Below are 23343 nucleotides of genomic sequence, written 5' to 3'. Positions count from 1 at the left end.
GCGCTGCTGTTACACAGGCGGGGTTTGTTCTGACGAATATGGTTGCGGGAGCCGGATTTGAACCGACGACCTTCGGGTTATGAGCCCGACGAGCTACCAGGCTGCTCCATCCCGCGTCAGAGGGGCGCATTCTACAGCGTGAGCGGTTGCTGTCAAGTTTTTTGCGTTTCAGGCTCGCGATACACATTTCACGGGCAAAGAAAAAGGCCACTGTGGTTACAGTGGCCTTTTCTTGAATCTGGTTGCGGGAGCCGGATTTGAACCGACGACCTTCGGGTTATGAGCCCGACGAGCTACCAGGCTGCTCCATCCCGCGTCAGTGGGGCGGATTCTACAGTGTGTGGCGGGTGTGTCAAGCGCTAACGTTTGATTTCTCGAGCATTTTTGCTGGCAGAGGTTTTCTGCGCACAAAGAAAAAGGCCACTGCGTTAACAGTGGCCTTTTCTCGAATCTGGTTGCGGGAGCCGGATTTGAACCGACGACCTTCGGGTTATGAGCCCGACGAGCTACCAGGCTGCTCCATCCCGCGCCTGTGAGATGGAATTCTACGGATTCGCTTCCCGTTGTCAAGCAAATGTTGCGGAAAAACCTTTTTTGTTCAAACCCTTAGCGTCTTCAGTCGCGTGCAGCTCAGGCACGACGGGGCTTTCAGGCCGATTATCGCGTACCGACACGGGTGAGCTGTTTCCTAACAGTACGCATGCGATACTATCTGTATGAATTTACAGTGCTGACGGTCATCCATGTCCTTGCGCAAGATCATCCATGTCGACTGCGATTGCTTCTATGCCGCCATCGAAATGCGTGACGACCCGCGCCTGGCCGGACGGCCCATGGCCGTAGGGGGCTCACCGGATCACCGTGGGGTGATTGCCACCTGCAACTATGAGGCGCGCGCCTATGGCGTGCGTTCGGCCATGTCCTCACGGCATGCCCTGAAACTGTGCCCCGACCTGTTGATCGTCAAGCCGCGCTTCGAGGCCTACCGTGAGGCCTCGCGGGAAATCCATACGATCTTCCGTGACTACACCGAGCTGATCGAACCGTTGTCGCTGGACGAGGCATACCTGGATGTGACGGACAGCCAGTGGTATTCGGGCAGTGCCACGCGCATCGCCGAGGATATTCGTCGCCGCGTCGCTCGCACCCTGCATATCACTGTCTCGGCTGGCGTGGCGCCGAACAAGTTCCTGGCCAAGATCGCCAGTGACTGGCGCAAGCCCAACGGGCTGTTCGTGATTACCCCGGGCGAAGTGGAAGCATTCGTCGCGGCCTTGCCGGTGGCCAGGTTGCACGGGGTGGGCAAGGTGACGGCAGACAAGCTGGCGCGGCTGGGGATCGACACTTGCCTGGAGCTGCGCGAATGGTCGCGGCTGGCGCTGGTGCGTGAGTTCGGCAGTTTTGGCGAGCGCTTGTGGGGGCTGGCGCGCGGTATCGATGAGCGTGCAGTGCACAATGACAGCCGCCGCCAGTCAGTCAGCGTGGAAAACACCTACGACACCGACTTGCCGGATTTGGCCAGTTGCCTGGCTCGGTTGCCCGAACTGCTGGCCAGCCTGGACGAGCGCATCGCCCGCATGGACAGCAGTTACCGGCCGGAAAAACCCTTCGTCAAGGTCAAGTTCCATGACTTCAGCCAGACCACCCTGGAGCAGGCCGGGGCGGGCCGGGACCTGGAAAGTTATCGGCAATTGCTGGGGCAGGCGTTTGCCCGTGGCGGCAAGCCGGTACGCTTGCTGGGGGTGGGGGTGAGGTTGCGCGATTTGCGCGGCGCGCATGAGCAGCTGGAGCTGTTCCCGCCTCGATAATTGGCCCGCCAATTTAACGCGGCCCCTGTAGGAGCGGCCTTGTGTCGCGATGGGCTGCGAAGCAGCCCCATGATTTCAGCCTTGATGCATGAATTGCCGGGGCTGCTTCGCAGCCCATCGCGACACAAGGCCGCTCCTACCAGGTAGTGCGTGATGCCGGTTATTGCGCGCCAGGGTCAGCGACCAGGCGGCCAGTGGCCTTGGTCAGCGACTGCAGAAACTCCTGCTGCAGCTCCGGATCGTTGCGGGTCAGCTCGATCAGGCTCTGCTCCATTTCACTGGCTTCTTCTTCCAGGCCCAGCTCGGACAGGCGCTTGACCCGGTGTACCCATTGGCCGACGTCGTCATCCTCAAGGTCATCGAAGATCAATTCGTGGGCCTCGAGCAACTTGTTGCGCAGGGTGGCGCTGACCAGCAGGCTGGCATCGCCACGTACCGCGTTGTCCTCGTCGACCACCTGCAGGTGCAGGGTGCCGATGTGGTTGAGGTTCTGCTCGGAGAACGGGCTGTCGAGCAGGTTCAGGCGCAGCACGCCATTCCTGTCGGTGGTCAGCTCGTGGGTCATCCTGCCGGCCTTGACTTCGACCAGGCGCTCGCTCCACGGTACGCTGGTGGATTCCTCGCGCTTGCCCTTCTGCACTTCGCTGATCCCGGCCAGGTTCTGCTGGGCACGACCGTTGGACGGCACGTTCATGAACGGGTTGAGCCCGTCCACACCATAGCTGAGCCAGTCGTGGGTGATGCTGTCCGGCAGATTGCCCAGGGCGAAGACGTTGACCACGTTGGCGCCGACGCCCGCCACCACGGCCACTGCCCCCAGCGGGATCTCGTAGATCTCCCGCCAGGGCTGGTAGGGCGTATAGCGGTCATAGCGGCGGGTGACTTCGAACTCGGTGACTTCGAAGCGCTGCTGCTCATGCACACGCACACGGCGTTGCGGAAGCTCCATCACCTTCGGCTCGCCGACATCGATCTGCAGGGTGTGCTCGAGCAGTTTGCGCTCGACGCGCTCCTCATGGTCGCTGCGCTGGGACATCTGGTTGGCGCAACCGCTGACGAGCAGGGCGCCGCACAGTGCGGCGCCCCCCAGGGTAAAGGTACTTCGCTTGTACATGATCACTCGTGCATTGGTTATCAGCGGCGAACGCGGGCCTGCAGGAAGGTCAGCACTTCGGCGAGCGGCAATGCCTGGGCGTCCTGCTCGGTGCGGTGCTTGTATTCCAGGTTGCCTTCGGCCAGGCCGCGATCGCTGACGACGATGCGGTGCGGGATGCCGATCAGCTCCATGTCGGCAAACTTGATGCCGGGGCTGGTCTTCTTGTCGCGGTCGTCCAGCAGCACTTCGTAACCGGCGGCGGTCAACTCGGCATACAGCTTGTCGGTCGCCTCGCGGACCACGTCGGTTTCGTAGCGCAGCGGTACCAGGGCGATCTGGAACGGGGCCAGGGCGTCATTCCAGATGATGCCCTTGTCGTCGTGGTTCTGCTCGATGGCAGCGGCAACCACGCGGGATACGCCGATACCGTAGCAGCCCATGGCCAGGGTGACCGGCTTGCCGTTCTCGCCCAGTACCTGGCACTTCAGTGCCTCGCTGTACTTGGTGCCCAGCTGGAAGATGTGGCCCACTTCGATGCCGCGCTTGATCACCAGGGTGCCCTGGCCGTCCGGGCTCGGGTCGCCTTCGACCACGTTGCGCAGGTCGGCAACCTGTGGCACCGGCAGGTCGCGCTCCCAGTTCACGCCGAAGTAGTGCTTGTCGTCGATGTTGGCACCGATGCCGAAGTCGCTCATCAGGGCAACCGAACGGTCGATGATGATTTCCAGCGGCAGGTTCAACGGGCCGAGCGAACCGGCGCCGGCACCGATGGCCTCGCGCAGTTCGGCGTCGCTGGCCATGACCAGCGGGTCGGCTACCTGTTCCAGCTTGGCTGCCTTGATTTCGTTGAGTTCGTGGTCGCCGCGCACGATCAGCGCAACCAGCTTGCCCTGTTCCGCGCCATGCACGATCAGGGTCTTGACGGTTTTTTCGATCGGCAGGCCGAAGTTTTCCACCAGCTGGGCGATGGTCTTGGCGTTCGGCGTGTCGACCAGGCGCAGCTCCTCGGTAGGCGCAGGGCGCACGGTTTCCCGTGGGATGGCCTCGGCCTTCTCGATGTTGGCGGCATAGTCGGAGCTGTCGCTGAAGATCACGTCGTCTTCGCCAGACTCGGCCAGCACGTGGAATTCGTGCGAGTAGCTGCCACCGATGGAGCCGGTGTCGGCCTGCACTGGGCGGAAGTCCAGGCCCAGGCGGGTGAAGATGTTGGTGTACGCCTGGTGCATGCGGTCGTAGGTTTCCTGCAGGGAAGCCTGGTCGGCATGGAACGAGTAGGCGTCCTTCATGATGAATTCACGGCCGCGCATCAGGCCGAAGCGCGGGCGGATCTCGTCACGGAACTTGGTCTGGATCTGGTACATGTTGAGCGGCAGCTGTTTATAGCTGGACAGCTCGTTGCGGGCCAGGTCGGTGATGACTTCTTCGTGGGTCGGGCCGACGCAGAAGTCGCGCTGGTGGCGGTCCTTCAGGCGCAGCAGCTCGGGGCCGTACTGTTCCCAGCGGCCGGATTCCTGCCACAGTTCGGCGGGCTGGATGCTGGGCATCAGCACTTCCAGGGCGCCGGCGGCGTTCATTTCCTCGCGCACCACGGCCTCGACCTTGCGCATCACCCGCAAGCCCATCGGCAGCCAGGTGTACAGGCCGGAGGCCAGTTTGCGGATCATGCCGGCACGCAGCATGAGCTGATGGCTGATGACCACTGCGTCGGCAGGGGTTTCTTTCTGGGTGGCGAGCAAATATTGACTGGTGCGCATGGTGAGCCGTGTCGATTGCCTAAGACATTGAAATGACCCCGCATTGTACGGGGGCGAAACGAAGGCGTACAGGATGCCCCAGGGCGTGACGCTTGTCAGCCAAGAAAAAGCCCGGCGTGATCGCCGGGCTTTTTCAGGTGCGGGGCACTGCAAGCCAGGCTTACAGGATGCTCAGCGGGTATTCCACGATCAGGCGCAGGTCGTTGTTGTCTGCGGCGTACTCGGCTTCGTACGCATCGTTGGCGCGGTACACGGCATAGCGTACGCGGAACGACAGGTCCTTGGCCGGGCCTTCCTGGATCACGTACTTGGACTCGACGTTCAGTTCGTGTTCCTTGCCTTCGGTGTTCGCTGCGGTCTCGATGTTGTCACCGTAGACATAGCGAGTCATGAAGCTCAGGCCAGGCACGCCGTAGGAAGCCATGTTCAGGTCGTAACGGGCCTGCCAGGATTTTTCTTCACGGCCGACGAAGTCGGAGATCTGGATGGAGTTGGACACGAAGATGGTGCCGTTACCATCGACGCCGTAGAGGTAGCCGGTATCGCCGCTGGAGCGCTGATAGGCCAGGGTGAATTTGTGGCCGCCGAGGCTGTAGGCAGCTGCCAGGCTCCAGAGTTTGTTGTCCAGCTCGCCGTACAGGGCCTGGCCCTGGTCTTTGGAGCGGTAGCCGTTGAAGTCGAAGTTCAGCGCCTGGCTGTCATCGATCGGCAGGTTGTAGTTGAGGTTGATGTACTGCTTCTTGAAGTAGTCATCAACGTCAGAGGCTGCCAAGGTGCCGATGAAGTTGTCGGTGAACGAGTAGGTCGCGCCGGCAATGTTGGCCGAGGTCAGGCCTGGCGTGTGCTTGCCGTTGATGCTGTCCTTGCCCATGCCGGTCTGCGAGCTCAGCGCGGTGAAGCGACCTGCGGTCAGCTCGAGGCCTTTGATTTCCTTGCTGGTGATCAAGGTACCTTCAGCCACTTCTGGCAGCAGGCGGCTGTCGTCGGTAGCGAAGACCGGGCTGGCCACGAACTGGCGGCCGTACTTCAGGGTGGTGTCGGACAGGCGGAACTTGACGGCTGCGCCGCCTTTGCCCTGCGAATCTTCCGGGTGGCCGTCGCTGTCGGTACGGAACAGGCCGTTACCTGCAGTGCCCTTGCCGCCGTCGAACTTGACGCTGCCCATGGCCATGACGTCGAGGCCGACACCGATGGTGCCCTGGGTGTAACCGGATTCGAAGACGCCCAGCAGCGAGGCGCCGCTATCTTCGCGGTGGCCGCTCTTGAAACCGCTGGATTTGCTTGGGTCGGCGATGTTGCCTGCGCCGTGCTTGAAGTCGCGGTTCATGTACATGGCGCGGGTCTTCAGGTTCAGCGTACTGTCTTCGATGAAGCCTTTGGACTCGTCCTGGGAAGAGGCCAAAGCCAACTGCGAGGTGCCTGCCGCAACGGCCAGGGCGATCATGCTCCACTTCATCACGCGCATCGTGATTTGCTCCTTTGGTTTTTTAGGAAGAGTACCGCTGCGCCCATCTGTTTTAGTTATATGGTGCAGCTCTTTCTTGTTATGTCGGCGAAAATGTATAGCACGCTGACTGTTGTTGGCGATATGGCTATATGCATCCTTTACGGAACTTTTTTGCCATGTCGCTTACAGGTGTTTCCATGTCGCAAATCACGCCCCGGTAAAGGGTCGTACAACGCCAGCGTTGTTTCCGTCGCCGTCTTGCATTTGTACATGCAGGCTGGCGCGGCAAACTCCCTGGTAACCAATGCCGCTGTTGTCATTTGTCGCGTACAGCTGCCGTAGCAGATGTCGTGCCGACTTGGCGTGGAGGGAATGCAACAAGCGTGCTCAAAATACGCAACACTTCATGAAATTTTCACAAAATCCGCTACTGGGGGTCGGAAGGTGCCGTAAACACGGGGCGAAGCGGGTTACGAGGCTGTTGCAGTCGAGAATCATTAAAAACAAAAAAGCTGTCATGAAAGTCAATGTGTTACCGCAACTAGTTCAACCAGAGTCATTTATGGGGGCTGAGTGAGGTGTCGCAGGCCTCATTTTGGTGCGAAAAGTAGCGCTGTGTTACCGGGAGCGTGCAAGGTATCCTTGCCGCCCTGGATTCCGCGTGTAGCGGGTGGGTTCTGCCTGAAGGAGATGTGCCGTGTTCGTCCTCGATTCGCGTTTGCAGCAGGATTGCCTGGTGCTGGGAAATTTTCCGCTGTGTCAGTTGCTGCTGAGCAACGATGCCAACTATCCCTGGTTCATCCTGGTGCCTCGGCGCGCGGGTATCCGTGAGGTGTTCGAACTGGATGCGGCGGACCAGCAGCAGTTGTGGCAGGAAGCCAGCTGCCTGGCTGGGGCGCTGAAGGCCAGCTACAACGCCGACAAGATGAACGTTGCCGCCCTTGGCAATGTGGTCAGTCAGCTGCATGTGCACGTAATCGTGCGTCACCACCACGACGCTGCCTGGCCTGCGCCGGTGTGGGGCAAGCACCCGGCAGTGGCCTATGGCGACGAGCAGGTGCAAGCCATACGCCAGCGCCTGCGTGAATTGAAACTCGAAGGTTACCTAGAGGCCTGATATGTCGTTGGAAATGCGAGTGGTCGAGCTGGAAACCCGCCAGGCGTTCCAGGATGACACCATCCAGGCGCTGAATGACGTTGTGGTCGAGCAGGCCCGGGTGATCGAGCGCCTGCAATTGCAGATGGCCGAGCTGATCAAGCGTTACGAAGAGATGGTCGGCCAGTGCGGCAACGAAGGGGAAGAGGCGCCACCGCCTCATTATTGAAGCCGATACGGCTGGATGAGCAGCAGCCCTGCAAGGCCGGCAAGCCGGCCTTGCAGGGATAACCGTGATCAGCGGCGGGTCACGGCGACCACGTCTTCGGCCTGCAGGCCCTTGTCGCGGTGCATCACCGAAAACTCCACGCGCTGGCCCTCGACCAGGATGCGGTGGCCTTCGCCGCGAATGGCGCGAAAGTGCACGAAGATATCATCGCCCGAATCGCGGGAAATGAAGCCGAAACCTTTCGACGTGTTGAACCACTTGACGGTGCCGGTATCACGGTTGCCGGAGTCCTGCGTGGCGGGCTGGCTGGCGCGTGCCTTGCGCGGGCTGCGGGCCAGGCCTGCGGCCAGGTGCGCGGCCACGGCCAGGGCGGCGCAGACCAGTGCGGCGAGGTTGCCCATTTCCGGGCGGGCCAGCAGGGTCAGGGTCTGCACTACCACCGCCACCACCAGCAGCGCGCAAGCCAGGTGCTGCAACTGCTGGCGGGCGCCGCGGTAGTACAGCGGCAGCACCGGGGCCAGGATCAGGTTGAGCAGGCCGAGCAGGGCCAGGTAGACCGCATCGGGTTGTTGCAGGAAGGGAGTTGCATCGGTTTTCAGGCTGGGTATGAGCGATAGCAGCAAGGCTGCCACGCCCGTCACCAGATGGACGATCTTGAACATGGGTTGGCTCACAGTTGATAAGGCTGGTCACAGGAAGAGCCGGCGGCGCGGTGCGCATGAGGTGTAGAGCGCGAACACGTGACAGGCCGGCCTATGCACCCGGCAATGACAGTCCGCACGGGTGGCACGCTGCCTATTTAACAGTAAAGCCGCAGGCTACTCAAACCACAGGCTGCCAAGCGCTATGCTGCGCCATGTCGCATGCACCCTGCGCCAAGTGTTGCTAAAGTGGTCGGCACCCGCTTGAGTCTCAAGCCTTATGGAAAGGGGAACTTCATGGCAATCGATATCGGTATCAGTGAAGAAGATCGCAAGTCCATCGTCGATGGGCTGTCCCGCCTGTTGTCGGATACCTATGTGCTGTATCTGAAAACCCATAACTTCCATTGGAACGTCACCGGTCCGTCGTTCCGCACCCTGCACCTGATGTTCGAGGAGCAATACAACGAGCTGGCGCTGGCGGTCGACTCGATCGCCGAGCGCATTCGCGCCCTGGGCTTCCCGGCGCCGGGGTCCTATGCCTTCTATGCGCGGCACTCCTCGATCAAGGAGGAGGAAGGGGTACCGCCTGCAGACGAGATGATCCGCCAGCTGGTGCAGGGCCAGGAGGCTGTGGTGCGTACCGCGCGCAGCATCTTCCCGGTGGTGGACAAGGTCAGTGACGAACCGACCGCCGACCTGCTGACCCAGCGCATGCAGGTACATGAGAAGACCGCCTGGATGCTGCGAGTGCTGCTCGACGGCCAGTAATCGCCAGTCTGTCTGTAGGAGCGGCCTTGCGTCGCGATGGGCTGCGCAGCAGCCCCAAGGTTCAGCGTAAGTGCACCAATCGCCGGGGCTGCTGCGCAGCCCATCGCGACGCCAGGCCGCTCCGGCCTGGCGCACATCCGCCGTGGATTCTGATCAGGAACATTTTGCCGCTGCTCTCACCGCGCTCGTCAGCGCTTCATAGGCCACCTGCTACCTGTGACGAGGAGAAGTGGCGCATGATGCAAGCGAGCAAGCGTGTGGCTGGCCAGGGGCGCTGGCCCGGTAAACAGTGCATCGATCCGTTCAAGGCGGATTTCGACATGCAGCAGACCCAGCCGGTGTCGCGTTCGGTCAGGCTCAACGGTTTTTCCACGTGCCTGCGCCTGGAAGCCGTCTACTGGGGTATCCTCGAACGCATCGCTGCGGCCAACCGCTGTTCGGTCAGCGCCGTGCTGTCCTACGTCGACCGCGAAGTGCACCTGCGCCAGGGTGGGGTGCGCAACTTCAGCGGGTTGATCCGGGTGATCTGCGTTGCCTGGCTGCAGGACCCGCCAAGCGTGCGCTGATCGCCGGGCGGGCTGCGCAGTGCTTGCTAACCATATATAATCCCGCTTTTTGCTGCCCCGGCAGCCAGCGTTATGGTTGACGAGAGACACCCATGCCCCTTTATGACTATCAATGTGCATCCTGCGAGCACCGCATGGAAGTGCTGCAGAAGATCAGCGCCGCGCCGCTGACCGATTGCCCGGCCTGCCAGGCGCCGGCGCTGAAGAAGCTGCTGTCGGTGCCAGGCTTCCGCCTGAGCGGTAATGGTTGGTACGAAACCGACTTCAAGACCGGGGCGAAAAAGAATCTGGCAGGCGGCGACAAGGCCGACTGAGTTGAATGCTGTGACCGGGTCTTGCAGTATTAGCCCTCCGGGCGGCCAAGGCCTCCACCGAATACACGAATCACGAGAAGCGAAACCACCATCATGATGCGCAGCCATTATTGCGGCCAACTGAACGAGAGCCTGGACGGCCAGGAAGTCACCCTTTGCGGCTGGGTCCATCGTCGCCGCGACCACGGCGGGGTGATCTTCCTCGACATCCGTGACCGCGAAGGCATGGCCCAGGTCGTGTTCGACCCGGATCGCGCCGAAACCTTCGCCGCTGCCGACCGCGTGCGCAGCGAGTACGTCGTGCAGATCACCGGCAAGGTGCGCAAGCGCCCTGAGGGTGCGGTGAATGCCAACATGGCGTCCGGTGCCATCGAGATTCTCGGCTACCAGCTGAACGTGCTCAACGAAGCGGAAACCCCACCGTTCCCGCTCAACGAATACTCCGACGTCGGCGAGGAAACCCGCCTGCGTTATCGCTTCATCGACCTGCGTCGCCCGGAAATGGCCGACAAGCTGCGCCTGCGTTCGCGCATCACCAGCAGCATCCGTCGCTTCCTCGACGAAAACGGCTTCCTCGATGTCGAGACGCCGATCCTGACCCGGGCCACCCCGGAAGGCGCGCGTGACTACCTGGTACCAAGCCGTACCCACGCCGGCAGCTTCTTCGCCCTGCCGCAGTCGCCGCAGCTGTTCAAGCAGCTGCTGATGGTCGCCGGCTTCGACCGCTACTACCAGATCGCCAAGTGCTTCCGTGACGAAGACCTGCGGGCCGACCGCCAGCCGGAATTCACCCAGATCGACATCGAGACCAGCTTCCTCGATGAAAGCGAGATCATGGGCCTGACCGAAAGCATGATCCGCAAGCTGTTCAAGGAAGTGCTGGACCTGGAATTCGGCGAATTCCCGCACATGACCTTCGAAGAAGCCATGCGCCGCTACGGTTCCGACAAGCCGGACCTGCGTATCCCGCTGGAGCTGGTCGATGTCGCCGACCAGCTGAAGGACGTGGATTTCAAGGTGTTCGCCGGCCCGGCCAACGATCCGAAGTGCCGCGTTACCGCCCTGCGCCTGCCAGGCGGTGCCAGCATGCCGCGCAGCAAGATCGACGAGTACACCAAGTTCGTCGGCATCTACGGTGCCAAGGGCCTGGCCTACATCAAGGTCAACGAACGCGCCAAGGGCGTCGAAGGCCTGCAGTCGCCGATCGTCAAGAACATCCCCGAGGCCAACCTCAATACCATCCTCGACCGCGTTGGTGCGGTTGACGGCGACATCGTGTTCTTCGGTGCCGACAAGTTCAAGGTGGTCAGCGAAGCCCTGGGCGCGCTGCGTATCCGCCTGGGCCACGACTTCGAGCTGCTGACCTGCGAGTGGGCGCCGATGTGGGTGGTCGACTTCCCGATGTTCGAAGAGAACGAAGACGGCAGCTTCACTGCGCTGCACCACCCGTTCACCGCGCCGAAGTGCACCCCGGAAGAGCTTGAGGCCAACCCGGCCGCAGCCCTGTCGCGCGCTTACGACATGGTCCTGAACGGTACCGAGCTGGGTGGCGGTTCGATCCGTATCCACCGCAAGGAGATGCAACAGGCCGTGTTCCGCCTGCTGGGCATCGAAGCGGCAGAACAGGAAGAGAAGTTCGGCTTCCTGCTCGACGCCCTGAAGTTCGGCGCTCCGCCTCACGGTGGCCTGGCCTTCGGCCTGGACCGCCTGGTCATGCTGATGACCGGCGCCCAGTCGATCCGTGAAGTGATCGCCTTCCCGAAAACCCAGAGCGCCGCGTGCGTCATGACCCAGGCCCCTGGCATGGTCGACGCCAAGGCCCTGCGCGAGCTGCACATCCGACTGCGCGAACAGACCAAGGTCGAGTAAGCGGTCCTCGGGCGCATCCACAGGGATGCGCCTTTGCGTTTCGGCGCAGGCAATTTTCCGTCCCGCCCCGTACAGGGGCGGGGCTGTTTGTGATTCAAAGGATTCGGAGTCGTTATGGCTGGTCATTCCAAGTGGGCGAACATCAAGCACCGCAAAGAGCGCCAGGATGCCAAGAGAGGCAAGATCTTCACCAAGTGGATCCGCGAGCTGACGGTCGCCGCCAAGCAGGGCGGCCCTGACCCGGCCTCCAACCCGCGCCTGCGCCTGGCGCTGGACAAGGCCCTGGGCGCCAACATGAGCCGCGACATCATTGACCGCGCCGTGGCCCGTGGTGCTGGCACCAACGAAAGCGACAACGTCGAAGAGCTCAGCTACGAAGGCTACGGCCCGGGCGGTGTGGCGATCATGGTCGAGGCCATGACCGACAACCGCAACCGCACCGCAGCCGCCGTGCGTCATGCATTCACCAAGTGTGGCGGCAACCTCGGTACCGACGGTTCGGTGGCGTACCTGTTCGAGCGCAAGGGGCAGATCAGCTTTGCCCCCGGCGTGGAAGAAGACGCGCTGATGGAAGCGGCGATGGAAGCCGATGCCGATGACGTGGTGGCCAACGATGACGGCTCGTTCGAGGTGTTCACCTCGTTCAACAGCTTCTACGCCGTGCGCAATGCCCTGGAAGAGGCGGGGTTCAAGGCCGCTGACGCGGAAATCGTCATGCAGCCCACCACCAGCGCCGAACTTGACCAGGACGGTGCCGAGAAGGTGCTCAAGCTGATCGACATGCTCGAAGACCTGGATGACGTGCAGAACGTCTATTCCAATGCGCAGATCTCCGACGAGATCATGGAAAAACTCGGCTAAGATTTTTGCTTGGCCTTTCGGGCCTATTCGCGGGCAAGCCCGCTCCCACCGGGAGCGCACCAGGTTCAGGCCTGGCGCGTCCCCTGTGGGAGCGGGCTTGCCCGCGAATAGGCCGGTACATTTGAACACGCAGGCGCTATGACTCTGATTCTTGGTATCGACCCCGGCTCGCGCATCACCGGTTATGGCGTGGTGCGCCAGACCGCCCGCGGTTGCGAGTACGTGGCGTCGGGCTGCATTCGCACCGGCAGCGGCGAGCTGCATGAGCGGTTGCAGGTCGTTTTCCGCGGCGTGGGTGAAATCATTGCCCAGCACGGGCCGGTGACCATGGGCATCGAGCGGGTGTTCATGGCGCGTAATGCCGACTCGGCGCTGAAGCTCGGCCAGGCCCGTGGCGCGGCCATCGTCGCTGCCGCCGAGGCCGGCCTGGAAATCGCCGAGTACAGCGCTACCCAGGTCAAGCAGGCGGTAGCCGGCACCGGCGGGGCCAACAAGGAACAGGTGATGATGATGGTCATGCACCTGTTGAAACTGACGCAAAAGCCGCAGATCGACGCCTCCGACGCCCTGGCCATCGCCCTGTGCCATGCGCATACCCGCTCCAGCCTGGTGCCGCACGGCCTGGCCACGGCGCGGCGACGCGGCGGGCGCTTGCGTCTGTAGGCGCTTCATGCCCTGATACACATTTTGTGCGGGTGATACGTGCACCCGCCGCATTTGCTGATAGGGTTGAGCGGTCTTTGACCGGCTCCCCGAGAGGAAGGATCGGAACGTGATTGGACGTTTGCGCGGCACCCTGGCGGAGAAACAGCCGCCGCACCTGATTATCGACGTCAACGGCGTGGGTTACGAGCTGGAAGTGCCGATGACCACGCTGTACCGTCTGCCCAAGGTGGGCGAAAGCGTCACCGTGCACACCCACCTGGTGGTGCGCGAAGACGCCCACCTGCTCTACGGTTTTGCCGAAAAGCGCGAGCGCGAGCTGTTCCGTGAGCTCATCCGCCTCAATGGCGTGGGGCCGAAGCTGGCGCTGGCGCTGATGTCCGGCCTGGAAGTCGACGAGCTGGTGCGCTGTGTGCAGGCCCAGGACACGTCGGCGTTGGTGCGCGTGCCGGGGGTCGGCAAGAAGACCGCCGAACGCCTGCTGGTCGAACTCAAGGACCGCTTCAAGGCCTGGGAAACCTCGCCGGCCATGTTCACCCTGGTCTCCGATGGGCCGCTGCCGGTCAGCAGCAGCTCCACGGCCGAGGCTGATGCCGTCAGCGCCCTGGTTTCGCTGGGCTACAAGCCGCAGGAAGCCAGCAAGGCGATCGCCGCGATCAAGGACAAGGCTGGCCTGAGCAGTGAAGAGCTGATCCGCCGCAGCCTGAAAGGGATGATTACCAAGTGATCGAAGCCGACCGCCTGATCGCCGCCAGTGGCCGCGACCGTGAAGAAGTCCAGGACCGTGCGATCCGCCCGCTGCGGCTGGACGAATACATCGGCCAGCCGGTGGTACGCGAGCAGATGGCGCTGTTCATCCAGGCCGCCCGTGGCCGCAGCGAGTCGCTTGACCATACCCTGATCTTCGGGCCGCCGGGTCTCGGCAAGACCACCCTGGCCAACATCATCGCCCAGGAAATGGGCGTGTCGGTCAAGAGCACCTCGGGGCCGATCCTCGAGCGCCCGGGCGACCTGGCGGCCATGCTGACCAACCTCGAGCCGCACGACGTGCTGTTCATCGACGAGATCCACCGCCTGTCACCGGTCGTCGAAGAAGTGCTGTACCCGGCAATGGAAGACTTCCAGCTCGACATCATGATCGGCGAAGGGCCGGCGGCCCGCTCGATCAAGCTCGACCTGCCACCGTTCACCCTGGTCGGGGCCACTACCCGTGCCGGCATGCTCACCAACCCGCTGCGCGACCGCTTCGGTATCGTCCAGCGCCTGGAGTTCTACAGCGACAGGGACCTGGCCACCATCGTCAGTCGTTCGGCCGGCATCCTCGGCCTGGCCATCGAGGACCAGGGCGCCTACGAGATCGCCCGCCGGGCCCGTGGCACGCCGCGTATTGCCAACCGCCTGCTGCGCCGCGTGCGCGACTACGCCGAGGTGCGCGGCAAGGGCCAGATCACCAAGGCCGTGGCCGACATGGCGCTCAACCTGCTGGACGTCGACGAGCGCGGTTTCGACCATTCCGACCGCCGCCTGCTGCTGACCATGATCGAGAAATTCGACGGTGGCCCGGTGGGGGTGGACAACCTGGCCGCCGCCATCAGCGAAGAGCGTCATACCATCGAGGATGTACTCGAACCGTACCTGATCCAGCAAGGCTACATCATGCGTACCCCGCGTGGCCGTGTGGTCACCCGGCATGCCTACCTGCACTTTGGCCTGAATGTGCCCGGGCGCCTGGGGGAGGGTGGGGATTTTTCCGAAACGGGCGATGACTGACAGATCGAAAACGGCTTTTCGTGGTCCTAGCGCTGGCACGCCGAGGGTGCGCTGGCAATAAGACATTAATGAAGAAAAAACAGTTGCCACAGCGGATTGGCAAGCTGAGGAGTAAGCACTAGAGTATGCGCGCGCAAAATGGCCTGGAACCGTTCGCACACCGTTGTCGCGTCTATTACGAAGATACCGATGCCGGTGGCGTGGTGTATTACGTCAACTACCTGAAATTCATGGAACGTGCGCGCACCGAGCGGCTGCGGCACCTGGGCTTTTCCCAGGCGCAACTGGCCGGGGAAAACCTGTTGTTCGTGGTCCATTCCAGCGAAGCGCGTTACCACGCGCCGGCGCGCCTGGACGACGAGCTGCGGGTCACCGCGCATGTCACTGAACTCAATCGCGCCAGCCTGCGCTTCGTGCAGCAGGTCTGGCGGGAAAAGGATGAAACGCTGCTCTGCGAAGGGCAGTTCCTGGTGGCCGCCGTGCGCGCCGACACTTTCAAACCCCGAGCCATACCCCCGGAGCTGCGCGACGCCTTTGCGGCGGACGGCTCGGGTAATCAATCGAACGCAGGAGAATAAGCGTGGAAGCTAACGTCGTCGACCATACCTCCATGTGGAGTCTGGTCAGCAATGCCAGCATGGTGGTACAGCTGGTAATGCTGACCCTGGTGGCCGCCTCGGTCACTTCATGGATCATGATCTTCCAGCGCAGCACCATGCTGCGCGCCGGTCGTCGTGCGCTGGATGCCTTCGAGGAGCGCTTCTGGTCGGGCATCGACCTGTCCAAGCTGTACCGTCAGGCAGGCAGCAACCCGGACCCGGATTCCGGTGTCGAGCAGGTGTTCCGTGCCGGCTTCAAGGAATTCTCGCGCCTGCGCCAGCAGCCGGGGGTTGACCCTGACGCGGTCATGGAAGGCGTTGCGCGTGCCATGCGCGTGGCCATTTCGCGCGAGGAAGAAAAACTCGAGCAGAGCCTGCCGTTCCTGGCCACCGTCGGTTCGACCAGCCCGTACATCGGCCTGTTCGGTACCGTGTGGGGCATCATGAACTCCTTCCGCGGCCTGGCCAGCGCCCAGCAGGCCACCCTGGCCACGGTCGCCCCGGGTATCGCCGAAGCGCTGGTCGCCACTGCCATCGGCCTGTTCGCGGCAATCCCGGCGGTCATCGCCTACAACCGCTTCTCGGCGCGCAGCGAAGTGCTGATCGGTCGTTACTACACCTTCGCCGACGAGTTCCAGGCGATCCTGCACCGTAAAGTGCACACCAGCGAAGAGTAATCAGGTAGAAGCCCATGGCCCGAGTTCGCCACAAACGCAAGCCCGTCGCCGAGATGAACGTGGTGCCCTACATCGACGTGATGCTGGTGCTGCTGGTCATCTTCATGGTGACGGCGCCCATGCTCAACCAGGGCGTGAAGGTCGACCTGCCCAAGGTTTCCAGCGAAGCCTTGCCGCAGGACAACAACGTCCAGATCCTCACCATCTCCATCAAGGCCGACAAGACCTATTACTGGAACCTCGGCAGCGAAGTCGATACCGACAAGCAGATGGACAAGGCCATGACCTTGCCAGCCATGACCGACGCAGTGACCAAGATCATTGCTGCCGGCCGTGACCAGGGCAAGCAGACCCAGGTGTTCATTCGTGGCGACAAGGCTGTCGACTATGGCGCGGTCATGGGTGCCATGGGCGGGTTGCAGAAGGCCGGTGTCGGTAACGTTGGCCTGATTACCGAGGCGCCCTGATGCAACAGCGAGAGCCATCCGCCTCGGAAAGCTACTTCTGGCCCAGTATCTGGGCCATCGGCCTGCATGTGCTGGTGTTCGCCCTGCTGTTCGTCAGTTTTGCCATGACGCCTGAGCTGCCGCCCTCCAAGCCGATCGTTCAGGCTACCCTGTACCAGCTCAAGTCCAAGAGCCAGGCGACCACCCAGACCAATCAGAAGATTGCCGGGGAAGCGAAGAAAACCGCTTCGCGCCAGACCGAGGTCGAGCAGCTGGAACAGAAGAAGGTCGAGCAGGAGGCCGTGAAGGCCGCGGAACAAAAGAAAGCCGACGCCGCTCAAAAGGCCGAAGAGGCCCGCGAGGCTGCCGAAGCCAAGAAAGCCGAGGCCGCTGCCGAAGCCGCCAAGGCTGCCGAGGCCAAGAAAGCCGCCGAAGCCAAGAAGGCCGAGGAGGCGAAGAAGGCCGCCGAGAAGCAGCAGGCTGATATCGCCAAGAAGAAGGCCGAGGAAGAAGCCAAGAAAAAAGCCGAAGAAGAGGCCAAGAAAGAGGCCGCTGAAGAGGCGAAGAAACAAGCCGCCGAGGACGCCAAGAAAAAGGCGGCCGAAGAGGCCAAGAAGAAAGCAGCCGAGGACGCCAAGAAGAAAGCGGCAGCCGAGGAAGCGAAGAAAAAGGCAGCTGAAGAGGCCAAGAAGAAGGCCGCTGCAGACGCCCAGAAGAAAAAGGCACAGGAAGCGGCCCGCAAGGCGGCGGAAGACAAGAAAGCCCAGGCCCTGGCCGAGCTGTTGTCCGACACCACCGAGCGGCAGCAGGCGCTGGCCGACGAGCAGGGTGACCAGGTAGCCGGTGACTTCGACGACCTGATCCGCTTGCGCGCGGCCGAGGGCTGGGCACGTCCGCCTTCCGCGCGCAAGGGCATGACGGTGGTCCTGCAGATCAACATGTTGCCGGACGGTACCATCACCAACGTCAGCGTGGCCCGGTCCAGTGGTGACGGCCCGTATGACAGTTCGGCGGTGGCTGCGGTGAAGAACATCGGTCGCCTGACCGAAATGCAGGGTATGAAGCCGAGCGATTTCAACCAATATCGTTCGTTCAAGATGACATTTACACCTGAGGATCTAGCGTTGTGATTAAACGTCTGAGAGGGCTGCTGGTCATGCTGTGCTGCGTGGCAGGCATGGCCGTGGCAGAGGAAAAGAACATCCTGGTCACCAGCGGCAGCGACCGGGCCACGCCCATCGCGGTAGTGCCGTTCGGTCTGCAGGGCGGCAGCGTGCTGCCGGAAGACATGGCCGACATCATCGGTAACGACCTGCGCAACTCCGGCTACTACTCGCCGATTCCGCGGCAGAACATGATCAGCCAGCCGTCGCAGGCCAGCGAAGTGATCTTCCGTGACTGGAAAGCACTGGGCGCACAGTATGTGATGGTCGGCAGCATCGTGCCGTCGGGCGGTCGCCTGCAGGTGCAGTACGCGCTGTTCAACGTCGCCACCGAGCAGCAAGTGCTGACCGGCAGCGTGGCGGGCAGCGTCGACCAGCTGCGCGACATGGCCCACTACATTTCCGACCAGTCGTTCGAGAAGCTCACCGGCATCAAGGGGGCGTTCTCCACCCGCATGCTGTACGTGACGGCCGAGCGTTTCTCCACCAACAACACCCGCTACACCCTGCAGCGTTCGGACTACGACGGTGCACGGGCAGTGACCCTGCTGCAATCGCGTGAACCGATCCTGTCGCCACGCTTTGCGCCGGATGGCAAGCGTATCGCCTATGTCTCGTTCGAGCAGAAGCGCCCACGCATCTTCATCCAGCACATCGATACCGGCCGCCGCGAGCAGGTCACCAACTTCGAAGGCCTCAATGGTGCACCGGCCTGGTCGCCGGACGGTACCCGCCTGGCGTTCGTGCTGTCGAAGGACGGTAACCCGGACATCTATGTGATGAACGTGGCCTCGCGCCAGATCAGCCGTGTCACCGCCGGCCCGGGTATCAATACCGAGCCGTTCTGGGGCAAGGACGGCAACACCCTGTACTTCACCTCCGACCGTGGCGGCAAGCCGCAGATCTACAAGCAGTCGGTCGGGGGCGGTGGTGCCGAGCGCGTCACTTTCGTCGGTAACTACAACGCCAACCCGAAACTGTCGGCGGACGAAAAGACCCTGGTGATGATCCATCGCCAGCAGGGCTTCACCAACTTCAAGGTTGCGGCCCAGGATTTGCAGCGCGGAAGTGTAAAGATTCTCTCGGAGACGAGTCTTGATGAGTCTCCCACTGTTGCGCCAAACGGCACCATGCTAATCTACGCCACCCGCCAGCAGGGCCGGGGAGTCTTGATGCTCGTGTCGCTGAATGGACGCGTGAGGCTCCCACTTCCTACCGCTCAAGGCGAAGTCAGAGAACCGTCCTGGTCCCCTTACCTGAACTGATTGCGGCGTAATACTTTTGCTTAACACACTGGGGTTTCATTAGGAGTTTCACGATGGAAATGCTGAAGTTTGGTAAATTTGCTGCGCTGGCTCTGGCCATGGCCGTAGCTGTAGGTTGCTCCTCGAAGGGCGGTGACAACGCAGGCGAAGGCGCTGCTGTAGACCCGAACGCTGGCTACGGTGCCAACGCTGGTGCTGTTGACGGCTCCCTGAGCGAAGAAGCTGCTCTGCGCGCAATCACCACCTTCTACTTCGAATACGACAGCTCGGACCTGAAGCCAGAAGCCATGCGCGCTCTGGACGTTCACGCCAAGGACCTGAAAGCCAACGGCAACCGCGTTGTTCTGGAAGGCAACACCGACGAGCGCGGCACCCGCGAGTACAACATGGCTCTGGGTGAGCGTCGTGCCAAGGCCGTCCAGCGCTACCTGGTTCTGCAGGGCGTTTCCCCTGCTCAGCTGGAACTGGTCTCCTACGGTGAAGAGCGTCCGGTTGCCACTGGCAACGACGAGCAGTCCTGGGCTCAGAACCGTCGCGTAGAACTGCGTAAGTAAGTTCTCATGCGTATGGGCCGCCGTGTAGTAACCGTCCTCGCACTCAGCCTGCCGCTTGCGGCCTGGGCTGAGGTTCCTGTAGTTGATGACAACGGGGGCAGTTATCCGCCCGCGGGTTATGGCACGAGCGGCGCCTATGCCGGGTCAGGGGCTTCGGCCCCTGCCTCTGCACAGGGCCAGCTGTTCATGCAGCTGCAGCAGATGCAGGATCAGCTTTCCCGCCAGCAAGGCATCATCGAAGAGCTGCAGAACGATGTGTCGCGCATGAAGCAGGAAAACCTGGAGCGTTACCAGGACCTGGACCGTCGCATCAACAGTGGCGCCGCGCCTGCCGCGACCCCTGACAATTCCTCCGGTGGTGGTGCCTCCAGTACCGCCCCCGATGCAGCAGCAGGTGCTGCTGCGCAACAACCGGCCGCCAGTAGCGAGCCCGGTGATCCGGCGAAAGAAAAGCTCTACTACGATGCCGCTTTCGACCTGATCAAGCAGAAAGACTTCGACAAGGCCAGCCAGGCGTTCAACGCCTTCCTGCGCAAGTACCCCAACAGCCAGTATGCCGGCAATGCCCAGTACTGGCTGGGTGAGGTGAACCTGGCCAAGGGCGACCTGCCAGCCGCCAGCCAGGCCTTCGCCCAGGTCAGCCAGAAGTATCCGAAGCACAGCAAGGTACCGGATTCGCTGTACAAGCTGGCCGATGTCGAGCGCCGCATGGGCCACACCGACAAGGTCAAGGGTATCCTGCAGCAAGTCATCAGCCAGTATCCCGGCACCTCCGCCGCGCAACTGGCGCAACGTGACCTGCAGAAGCTCTGAGCCGTACCGTTTGAAAGAAACCCGCGCCTGTCGCGGGTTTTTTCGTTAGAATCACTGCCCTTTTTTCGTAAACACGCTGTTGCGGATAACGCTATGTCGAGTCCGCGACAGTGCCTGACGGAGGCGGACAGCCTGTTTAGCTGTCACGCCCGTGGCGAGCATGCAAGACACATTACGCATCACCGAAGTCTTTTACTCTTTGCAGGGTGAAACACGAACGGCTGGGTTGCCCACGGTATTCGTGCGCCTCACCGGTTGCCCCCTGCGCTGCCAGTACTGCGACAGTGCCTATGCCTTCAGTGGCGGCACCCTGCGCACCCTCGATTCGATCCTGGAGCAGGTCGCCAGCTTCAAGCCGCGCTACGTCTGCGTGACCGGTGGCGAGCCATTGGCCCAGCCCAACGCCTTGCCATTGCTGCAGCGCCTGTGTGACGCCGGTTACGAGGTTTCGCTGGAAACCAGCGGTGCGCTGGATATTGCCGGCACCGATACCCGGGTCAGCCGTGTGCTCGACCTGAAGACCCCCGGCTCCGAGGAGGCGCACCGTAACCGCTACGAGAACATCGAGCAGCTGACCCGCAACGACCAGGTCAAGTTTGTCATCTGTTCCCGCGAGGACTACGACTGGGCGGTTTCCAAACTCATCCAGTACAACCTCGCCGAGCGTGCCGGTGAGGTGCTGTTTTCGCCCAGCTACCACCAGCTGAGCGCCAGCGAGCTGGCCGACTGGATTGTCGCCGACAACCTGCCTGTGCGCTTTCAGCTGCAGCTGCACAAGCTGCTGTGGAACGACGAACCCGGACGTTGAGGAGCAACTACACATGAGCGAGAAACGCGCAGTCATCCTGTTGTCCGGTGGCCTGGACTCGGCCACCGTGGTCGCCATGGCCAAGGCCGAAGGCTATAGCTGCTATACCATGAGCTTCGACTATGGCCAGCGCCACCGCGCCGAGCTGAATGCGGCCGCCCGCGTTGCCCGCGACCTGGGCGTGGTCGAGCACAAGGTGATTGGCCTGAACCTGAACGGCATCGGCGGCTCGGCATTGACCGACAGCAGCATTGATGTACCGGAAGTTCCGGGTGAAGGCATCCCGGTCACCTATGTGCCGGCGCGCAACACCGTATTCCTGTCGCTGGCCCTGGGTTGGGCAGAAGTGCTGGAAGCCCGCGATATCTTCATCGGCGTCAATGCCGTGGATTATTCCGGCTACCCGGACTGCCGCCCCGAATTCGTCGAAGCCTTCGAGCGCATGGCCAACCTGGCGACCAAGGCCGGTGTCGAAGGGCAGGGCTTCCGCATCCAGGCACCGCTGCAGAACATGAGCAAGGCGCAGATCGTGCAGGCTGGTATCGCGCGCGGTGTGGACTACAGCCTGACCGTTTCCTGCTACCAGGCCGACGATGACGGCCGTGCCTGCGGCAAATGCGACAGCTGCCGCCTGCGTGCCGAAGGCTTCAAGGCCGCCGGCGTTGCCGACCCGACGCGATATTTTTAAAAAAGTTGTGGTGGGGTGTTGATTTCCCGTTAGAAATCAGTATTATACGCGCCATCCAACGGGTCGTTAGCTCAGTTGGTAGAGCAGTTGGCTTTTAACCAATTGGTCGTAGGTTCGAATCCTACACGACCCACCATACGCAGTACGTCAAAGCCCGCAACCGGCAACGGTCGCGGGCTTTTTCGTTTTCCAATGCCTAGATGCGATCGATCGGCTTGCGCCCGCTTGTAGGAGCGGCCTTGTGTCGCGATCGGGCCGCAAAGCGGCCCCAGCAGATCATGCGCTGCTGCTGAAGCCCGCGGGCTGTGTTGCATCCCTATCAGGACACAAGGCCCCTCCTGCACCGGGCGAGTAACCGTCAACTGCTTTACTCGGCCCACTCCGGGTCCCCGGTAAACACCACCGTCAGCCAACGGTCCGGCCCTTCACCACCGACCGCATCCCCGATCTCGTTGCGCCACGCGTCCCATTCATCGATGGTCTTCGCCGCCATGCCCTTGGGCACGATGAAGTACAGCTCGATCTCCCGCGAACGCCCGACCTTGGCCACGTAGGCGCGGTACGACTGCAGCCCGTGGCGTGCGACGAAAGCCTTGGCAACTTCATCAACATGCAACTTGAGGTCGCCCGGCGTCACCAGGAAAATCTCCGAAAGCGCCTGGCGCACCACCGACATCGGCAGCGGCACGATCACCAGGCACACCAGCGCCAGCACCGCCGGGTCGATGTACGGCGACAGCCACTCCCATGGCGTGCCTTGCACGGCGTAGCCAAAGCAGAAGGCGATCAGCAGGGCGGCGGTGATGCTGGCCGACATTACCCAACCCTTGACGTCCATGCGCACGAAATCCGAGCCCAGCCTGCGGTTGGCGCGGGCCTCGATGACGGCAATGGTCACGCAGGCGATGACAGTCAGCACCGCGTAGACCATGGCGATGCCAAACTCCAGGTGGCGCCCGCCTTGCAGCAGGCTGCTGATGGCGTTGATCAGTGCGTAGATGGCCACGCTGCTGAGCAGGATGCCGTTCAGTGCCAGCACCATCGGCTCCAGGTGCCAGAAGCCCATGGTGAAGCGCTCGCGCAGCTTGCGTGACATCTGCACGCTGGTGGTGTGCGCGGTGATCAGCCTGACCACCACCAGCGACAGCCCGCTCATGCTGGCGTCGGCCAGCGAGTAGACGCCATCGAAGATGATGGAGAACGAGCCGGAGGCCAGGCCGAAGGCAATACCGATAAGGGCAATGAACAGGGTCACGGCGATCGAGGTGCGCAGCAGGCCCTGCTCGCTGGTGAGGTCGAAGAAGGTGGAGCGGGTTGCGGTTTGCATAAGATGTGCTCGGTAAAAACATTGATTCTGTATCGCCTGTCAGGGCCTCTTCGCGGGCTCGCCCGCTCCCACAGGTCCGGTGCTGCCTTCGGAGTCGGTACACAACCTGTGGGAGCGG

At 62.2% G+C, this 23343-nt stretch carries 25 protein-coding genes and 4 tRNA genes; 21 read left to right on the top strand and 8 right to left on the bottom strand.

Features of this window, described 5'->3' with window-relative positions:
* Positions 1 to 39: 39 nt before the first annotated feature.
* From ACJA3S_RS19170 to ACJA3S_RS19160, 3 genes are all read right to left on the bottom strand, one after another.
* Positions 40 to 116, bottom strand: a tRNA-Met gene (locus ACJA3S_RS19170).
* A gap of 123 nt (positions 117 to 239) precedes the next feature.
* A tRNA-Met gene (locus ACJA3S_RS19165) sits at positions 240 to 316 on the bottom strand.
* A gap of 136 nt (positions 317 to 452) precedes the next feature.
* Positions 453 to 529: transfer RNA gene (locus ACJA3S_RS19160), tRNA-Met, on the bottom strand.
* Between the two features lie 220 nt (positions 530 to 749).
* Here ACJA3S_RS19160 and dinB point away from each other — a divergent pair.
* Positions 750 to 1808 (top strand): DNA polymerase IV, encoded by a 1059-nt coding sequence (gene dinB / locus ACJA3S_RS19155; RefSeq protein WP_170034257.1) that lies wholly within the window; start codon positions 750 to 752, stop codon positions 1806 to 1808.
* A gap of 160 nt (positions 1809 to 1968) precedes the next feature.
* Here dinB and ACJA3S_RS19150 read toward each other — a convergent pair whose 3' ends face one another.
* The 3 genes from ACJA3S_RS19150 to ACJA3S_RS19140 all read right to left on the bottom strand — a co-directional run bounded on the left by ACJA3S_RS19150 (position 1969) and on the right by ACJA3S_RS19140 (position 6123).
* Complete coding sequence (locus ACJA3S_RS19150; RefSeq protein ID WP_170031591.1) at positions 1969 to 2922, bottom strand: hypothetical protein; 954 nt, start codon at positions 2920 to 2922, stop codon at positions 1969 to 1971.
* Positions 2923 to 2942: 20 nt separating this feature from the next.
* Positions 2943 to 4658 carry a proline--tRNA ligase gene (locus ACJA3S_RS19145; RefSeq protein WP_170031588.1) on the bottom strand — a complete coding sequence of 572 codons (1716 nt, stop codon included), beginning with the start codon at positions 4656 to 4658 and terminating at the stop codon, positions 2943 to 2945.
* Between the two features lie 160 nt (positions 4659 to 4818).
* Positions 4819 to 6123: an OprD family porin gene (locus tag ACJA3S_RS19140; protein ID WP_406819612.1), complete on the bottom strand. Its 1305-nt coding sequence runs from the start codon at positions 6121 to 6123 to the stop codon at positions 4819 to 4821.
* Between the two features lie 679 nt (positions 6124 to 6802).
* Here ACJA3S_RS19140 and ACJA3S_RS19135 point away from each other — a divergent pair.
* Both ACJA3S_RS19135 and ACJA3S_RS19130 read left to right on the top strand, forming a co-directional pair.
* Positions 6803 to 7222 carry an HIT domain-containing protein gene (locus ACJA3S_RS19135; RefSeq protein ID WP_406819611.1) on the top strand — a complete coding sequence of 140 codons (420 nt, stop codon included), beginning with the start codon at positions 6803 to 6805 and terminating at the stop codon, positions 7220 to 7222.
* A 1-nt stretch (position 7223) separates the two neighbouring features.
* Positions 7224 to 7430 carry a SlyX family protein gene (locus ACJA3S_RS19130; protein WP_406819610.1) on the top strand — a complete coding sequence of 69 codons (207 nt, stop codon included), beginning with the start codon at positions 7224 to 7226 and terminating at the stop codon, positions 7428 to 7430.
* 68 nt (positions 7431 to 7498) lie between these two features.
* Here ACJA3S_RS19130 and ACJA3S_RS19125 read toward each other — a convergent pair whose 3' ends face one another.
* Entirely contained in the window at positions 7499 to 8092 is a 594-nt protein-coding gene (locus ACJA3S_RS19125) for a cold shock domain-containing protein (protein ID WP_186687957.1), read from the bottom strand.
* 276 nt (positions 8093 to 8368) lie between these two features.
* Between ACJA3S_RS19125 and ACJA3S_RS19120 the strand changes: the two genes are divergently transcribed.
* The 18 genes from ACJA3S_RS19120 (at position 8369) to ACJA3S_RS19035 (ending at position 22034) form a co-directional block, all read left to right on the top strand.
* Positions 8369 to 8842: a Dps family protein gene (locus ACJA3S_RS19120; protein ID WP_170031573.1), complete on the top strand. Its 474-nt coding sequence runs from the start codon at positions 8369 to 8371 to the stop codon at positions 8840 to 8842.
* Between the two features lie 236 nt (positions 8843 to 9078).
* A complete protein-coding gene (locus ACJA3S_RS19115) occupies positions 9079 to 9408 on the top strand; it encodes a ribbon-helix-helix domain-containing protein (protein WP_170031570.1) in 330 nt (109 codons plus the stop codon).
* A gap of 92 nt (positions 9409 to 9500) precedes the next feature.
* A complete protein-coding gene (locus tag ACJA3S_RS19110; protein WP_003254776.1) occupies positions 9501 to 9722 on the top strand; it encodes an FmdB family zinc ribbon protein in 222 nt (73 codons plus the stop codon).
* Between the two features lie 93 nt (positions 9723 to 9815).
* Entirely contained in the window at positions 9816 to 11591 is a 1776-nt protein-coding gene (aspS, locus tag ACJA3S_RS19105) for an aspartate--tRNA ligase (RefSeq protein WP_015271474.1), read from the top strand.
* A gap of 114 nt (positions 11592 to 11705) precedes the next feature.
* Positions 11706 to 12452, top strand: coding sequence for a YebC/PmpR family DNA-binding transcriptional regulator (locus ACJA3S_RS19100; protein WP_170031567.1), 747 nt, complete (start codon positions 11706 to 11708; stop codon positions 12450 to 12452).
* Between the two features lie 138 nt (positions 12453 to 12590).
* On the top strand, positions 12591 to 13115 hold the full coding sequence (gene ruvC / locus ACJA3S_RS19095; RefSeq protein WP_406819609.1) for a crossover junction endodeoxyribonuclease RuvC: 525 nt from the start codon (positions 12591 to 12593) through the stop codon (positions 13113 to 13115).
* A 109-nt stretch (positions 13116 to 13224) separates the two neighbouring features.
* Positions 13225 to 13842, top strand: coding sequence for a Holliday junction branch migration protein RuvA (gene ruvA, locus ACJA3S_RS19090; protein ID WP_170031565.1), 618 nt, complete (start codon positions 13225 to 13227; stop codon positions 13840 to 13842).
* A complete protein-coding gene (gene ruvB / locus ACJA3S_RS19085) occupies positions 13839 to 14885 on the top strand; it encodes a Holliday junction branch migration DNA helicase RuvB (RefSeq protein ID WP_170031562.1) in 1047 nt (348 codons plus the stop codon). Before ruvA ends, ruvB begins: the two co-directional genes overlap by 4 nt.
* A 125-nt stretch (positions 14886 to 15010) precedes the next feature.
* Positions 15011 to 15463: a tol-pal system-associated acyl-CoA thioesterase gene (ybgC, locus tag ACJA3S_RS19080; protein ID WP_170031559.1), complete on the top strand. Its 453-nt coding sequence runs from the start codon at positions 15011 to 15013 to the stop codon at positions 15461 to 15463.
* A gap of 2 nt (positions 15464 to 15465) precedes the next feature.
* Positions 15466 to 16161 (top strand): protein TolQ, encoded by a 696-nt coding sequence (gene tolQ / locus ACJA3S_RS19075; RefSeq protein WP_406819608.1) that lies wholly within the window; start codon positions 15466 to 15468, stop codon positions 16159 to 16161.
* A gap of 14 nt (positions 16162 to 16175) precedes the next feature.
* On the top strand, positions 16176 to 16628 hold the full coding sequence (gene tolR, locus ACJA3S_RS19070; RefSeq protein WP_003254760.1) for a protein TolR: 453 nt from the start codon (positions 16176 to 16178) through the stop codon (positions 16626 to 16628).
* Positions 16628 to 17737 carry a cell envelope integrity protein TolA gene (tolA, locus tag ACJA3S_RS19065; protein WP_170031552.1) on the top strand — a complete coding sequence of 370 codons (1110 nt, stop codon included), beginning with the start codon at positions 16628 to 16630 and terminating at the stop codon, positions 17735 to 17737. The genes tolR and tolA overlap by 1 nt, the downstream gene beginning before the upstream one ends.
* Positions 17738 to 17763: 26 nt before the next feature.
* Positions 17764 to 19035, top strand: coding sequence for a Tol-Pal system beta propeller repeat protein TolB (gene tolB, locus ACJA3S_RS19060; RefSeq protein ID WP_189665511.1), 1272 nt, complete (start codon positions 17764 to 17766; stop codon positions 19033 to 19035).
* A gap of 53 nt (positions 19036 to 19088) precedes the next feature.
* Positions 19089 to 19589 carry a peptidoglycan-associated lipoprotein Pal gene (gene pal, locus ACJA3S_RS19055; RefSeq protein ID WP_015271469.1) on the top strand — a complete coding sequence of 167 codons (501 nt, stop codon included), beginning with the start codon at positions 19089 to 19091 and terminating at the stop codon, positions 19587 to 19589.
* Between the two features lie 6 nt (positions 19590 to 19595).
* Positions 19596 to 20402, top strand: a complete 807-nt coding sequence (gene ybgF / locus ACJA3S_RS19050; RefSeq protein WP_406819607.1) for a tol-pal system protein YbgF — start codon at positions 19596 to 19598, stop codon at positions 20400 to 20402.
* 160 nt (positions 20403 to 20562) lie between these two features.
* The gene (queE, locus tag ACJA3S_RS19045; RefSeq protein ID WP_406819606.1) at positions 20563 to 21210 is read left to right on the top strand and encodes a 7-carboxy-7-deazaguanine synthase QueE; all 648 of its coding nucleotides are present in this window, start codon (positions 20563 to 20565) and stop codon (positions 21208 to 21210) included.
* A gap of 13 nt (positions 21211 to 21223) precedes the next feature.
* Complete coding sequence (queC, locus tag ACJA3S_RS19040) at positions 21224 to 21898, top strand: 7-cyano-7-deazaguanine synthase QueC (protein ID WP_406819605.1); 675 nt, start codon at positions 21224 to 21226, stop codon at positions 21896 to 21898.
* Between the two features lie 60 nt (positions 21899 to 21958).
* A tRNA-Lys gene (locus ACJA3S_RS19035) sits at positions 21959 to 22034 on the top strand.
* Positions 22035 to 22265: 231 nt separating this feature from the next.
* Here the strand turns inward: ACJA3S_RS19035 and ACJA3S_RS19030 are convergent.
* Positions 22266 to 23225, bottom strand: coding sequence for a cation diffusion facilitator family transporter (locus ACJA3S_RS19030; RefSeq protein ID WP_406819604.1), 960 nt, complete (start codon positions 23223 to 23225; stop codon positions 22266 to 22268).
* Positions 23226 to 23343 lie beyond the last annotated feature (118 nt).

This window comes from Pseudomonas sp. KnCO4, assembly GCF_045344305.1.
Classification (GTDB): Bacteria; Pseudomonadota; Gammaproteobacteria; order Pseudomonadales; family Pseudomonadaceae; genus Aquipseudomonas; species Aquipseudomonas anuradhapurensis.
Note: the sequence above shows the minus strand (reverse complement) of the source record. Positions and strands in the feature narration are given on the sequence as shown.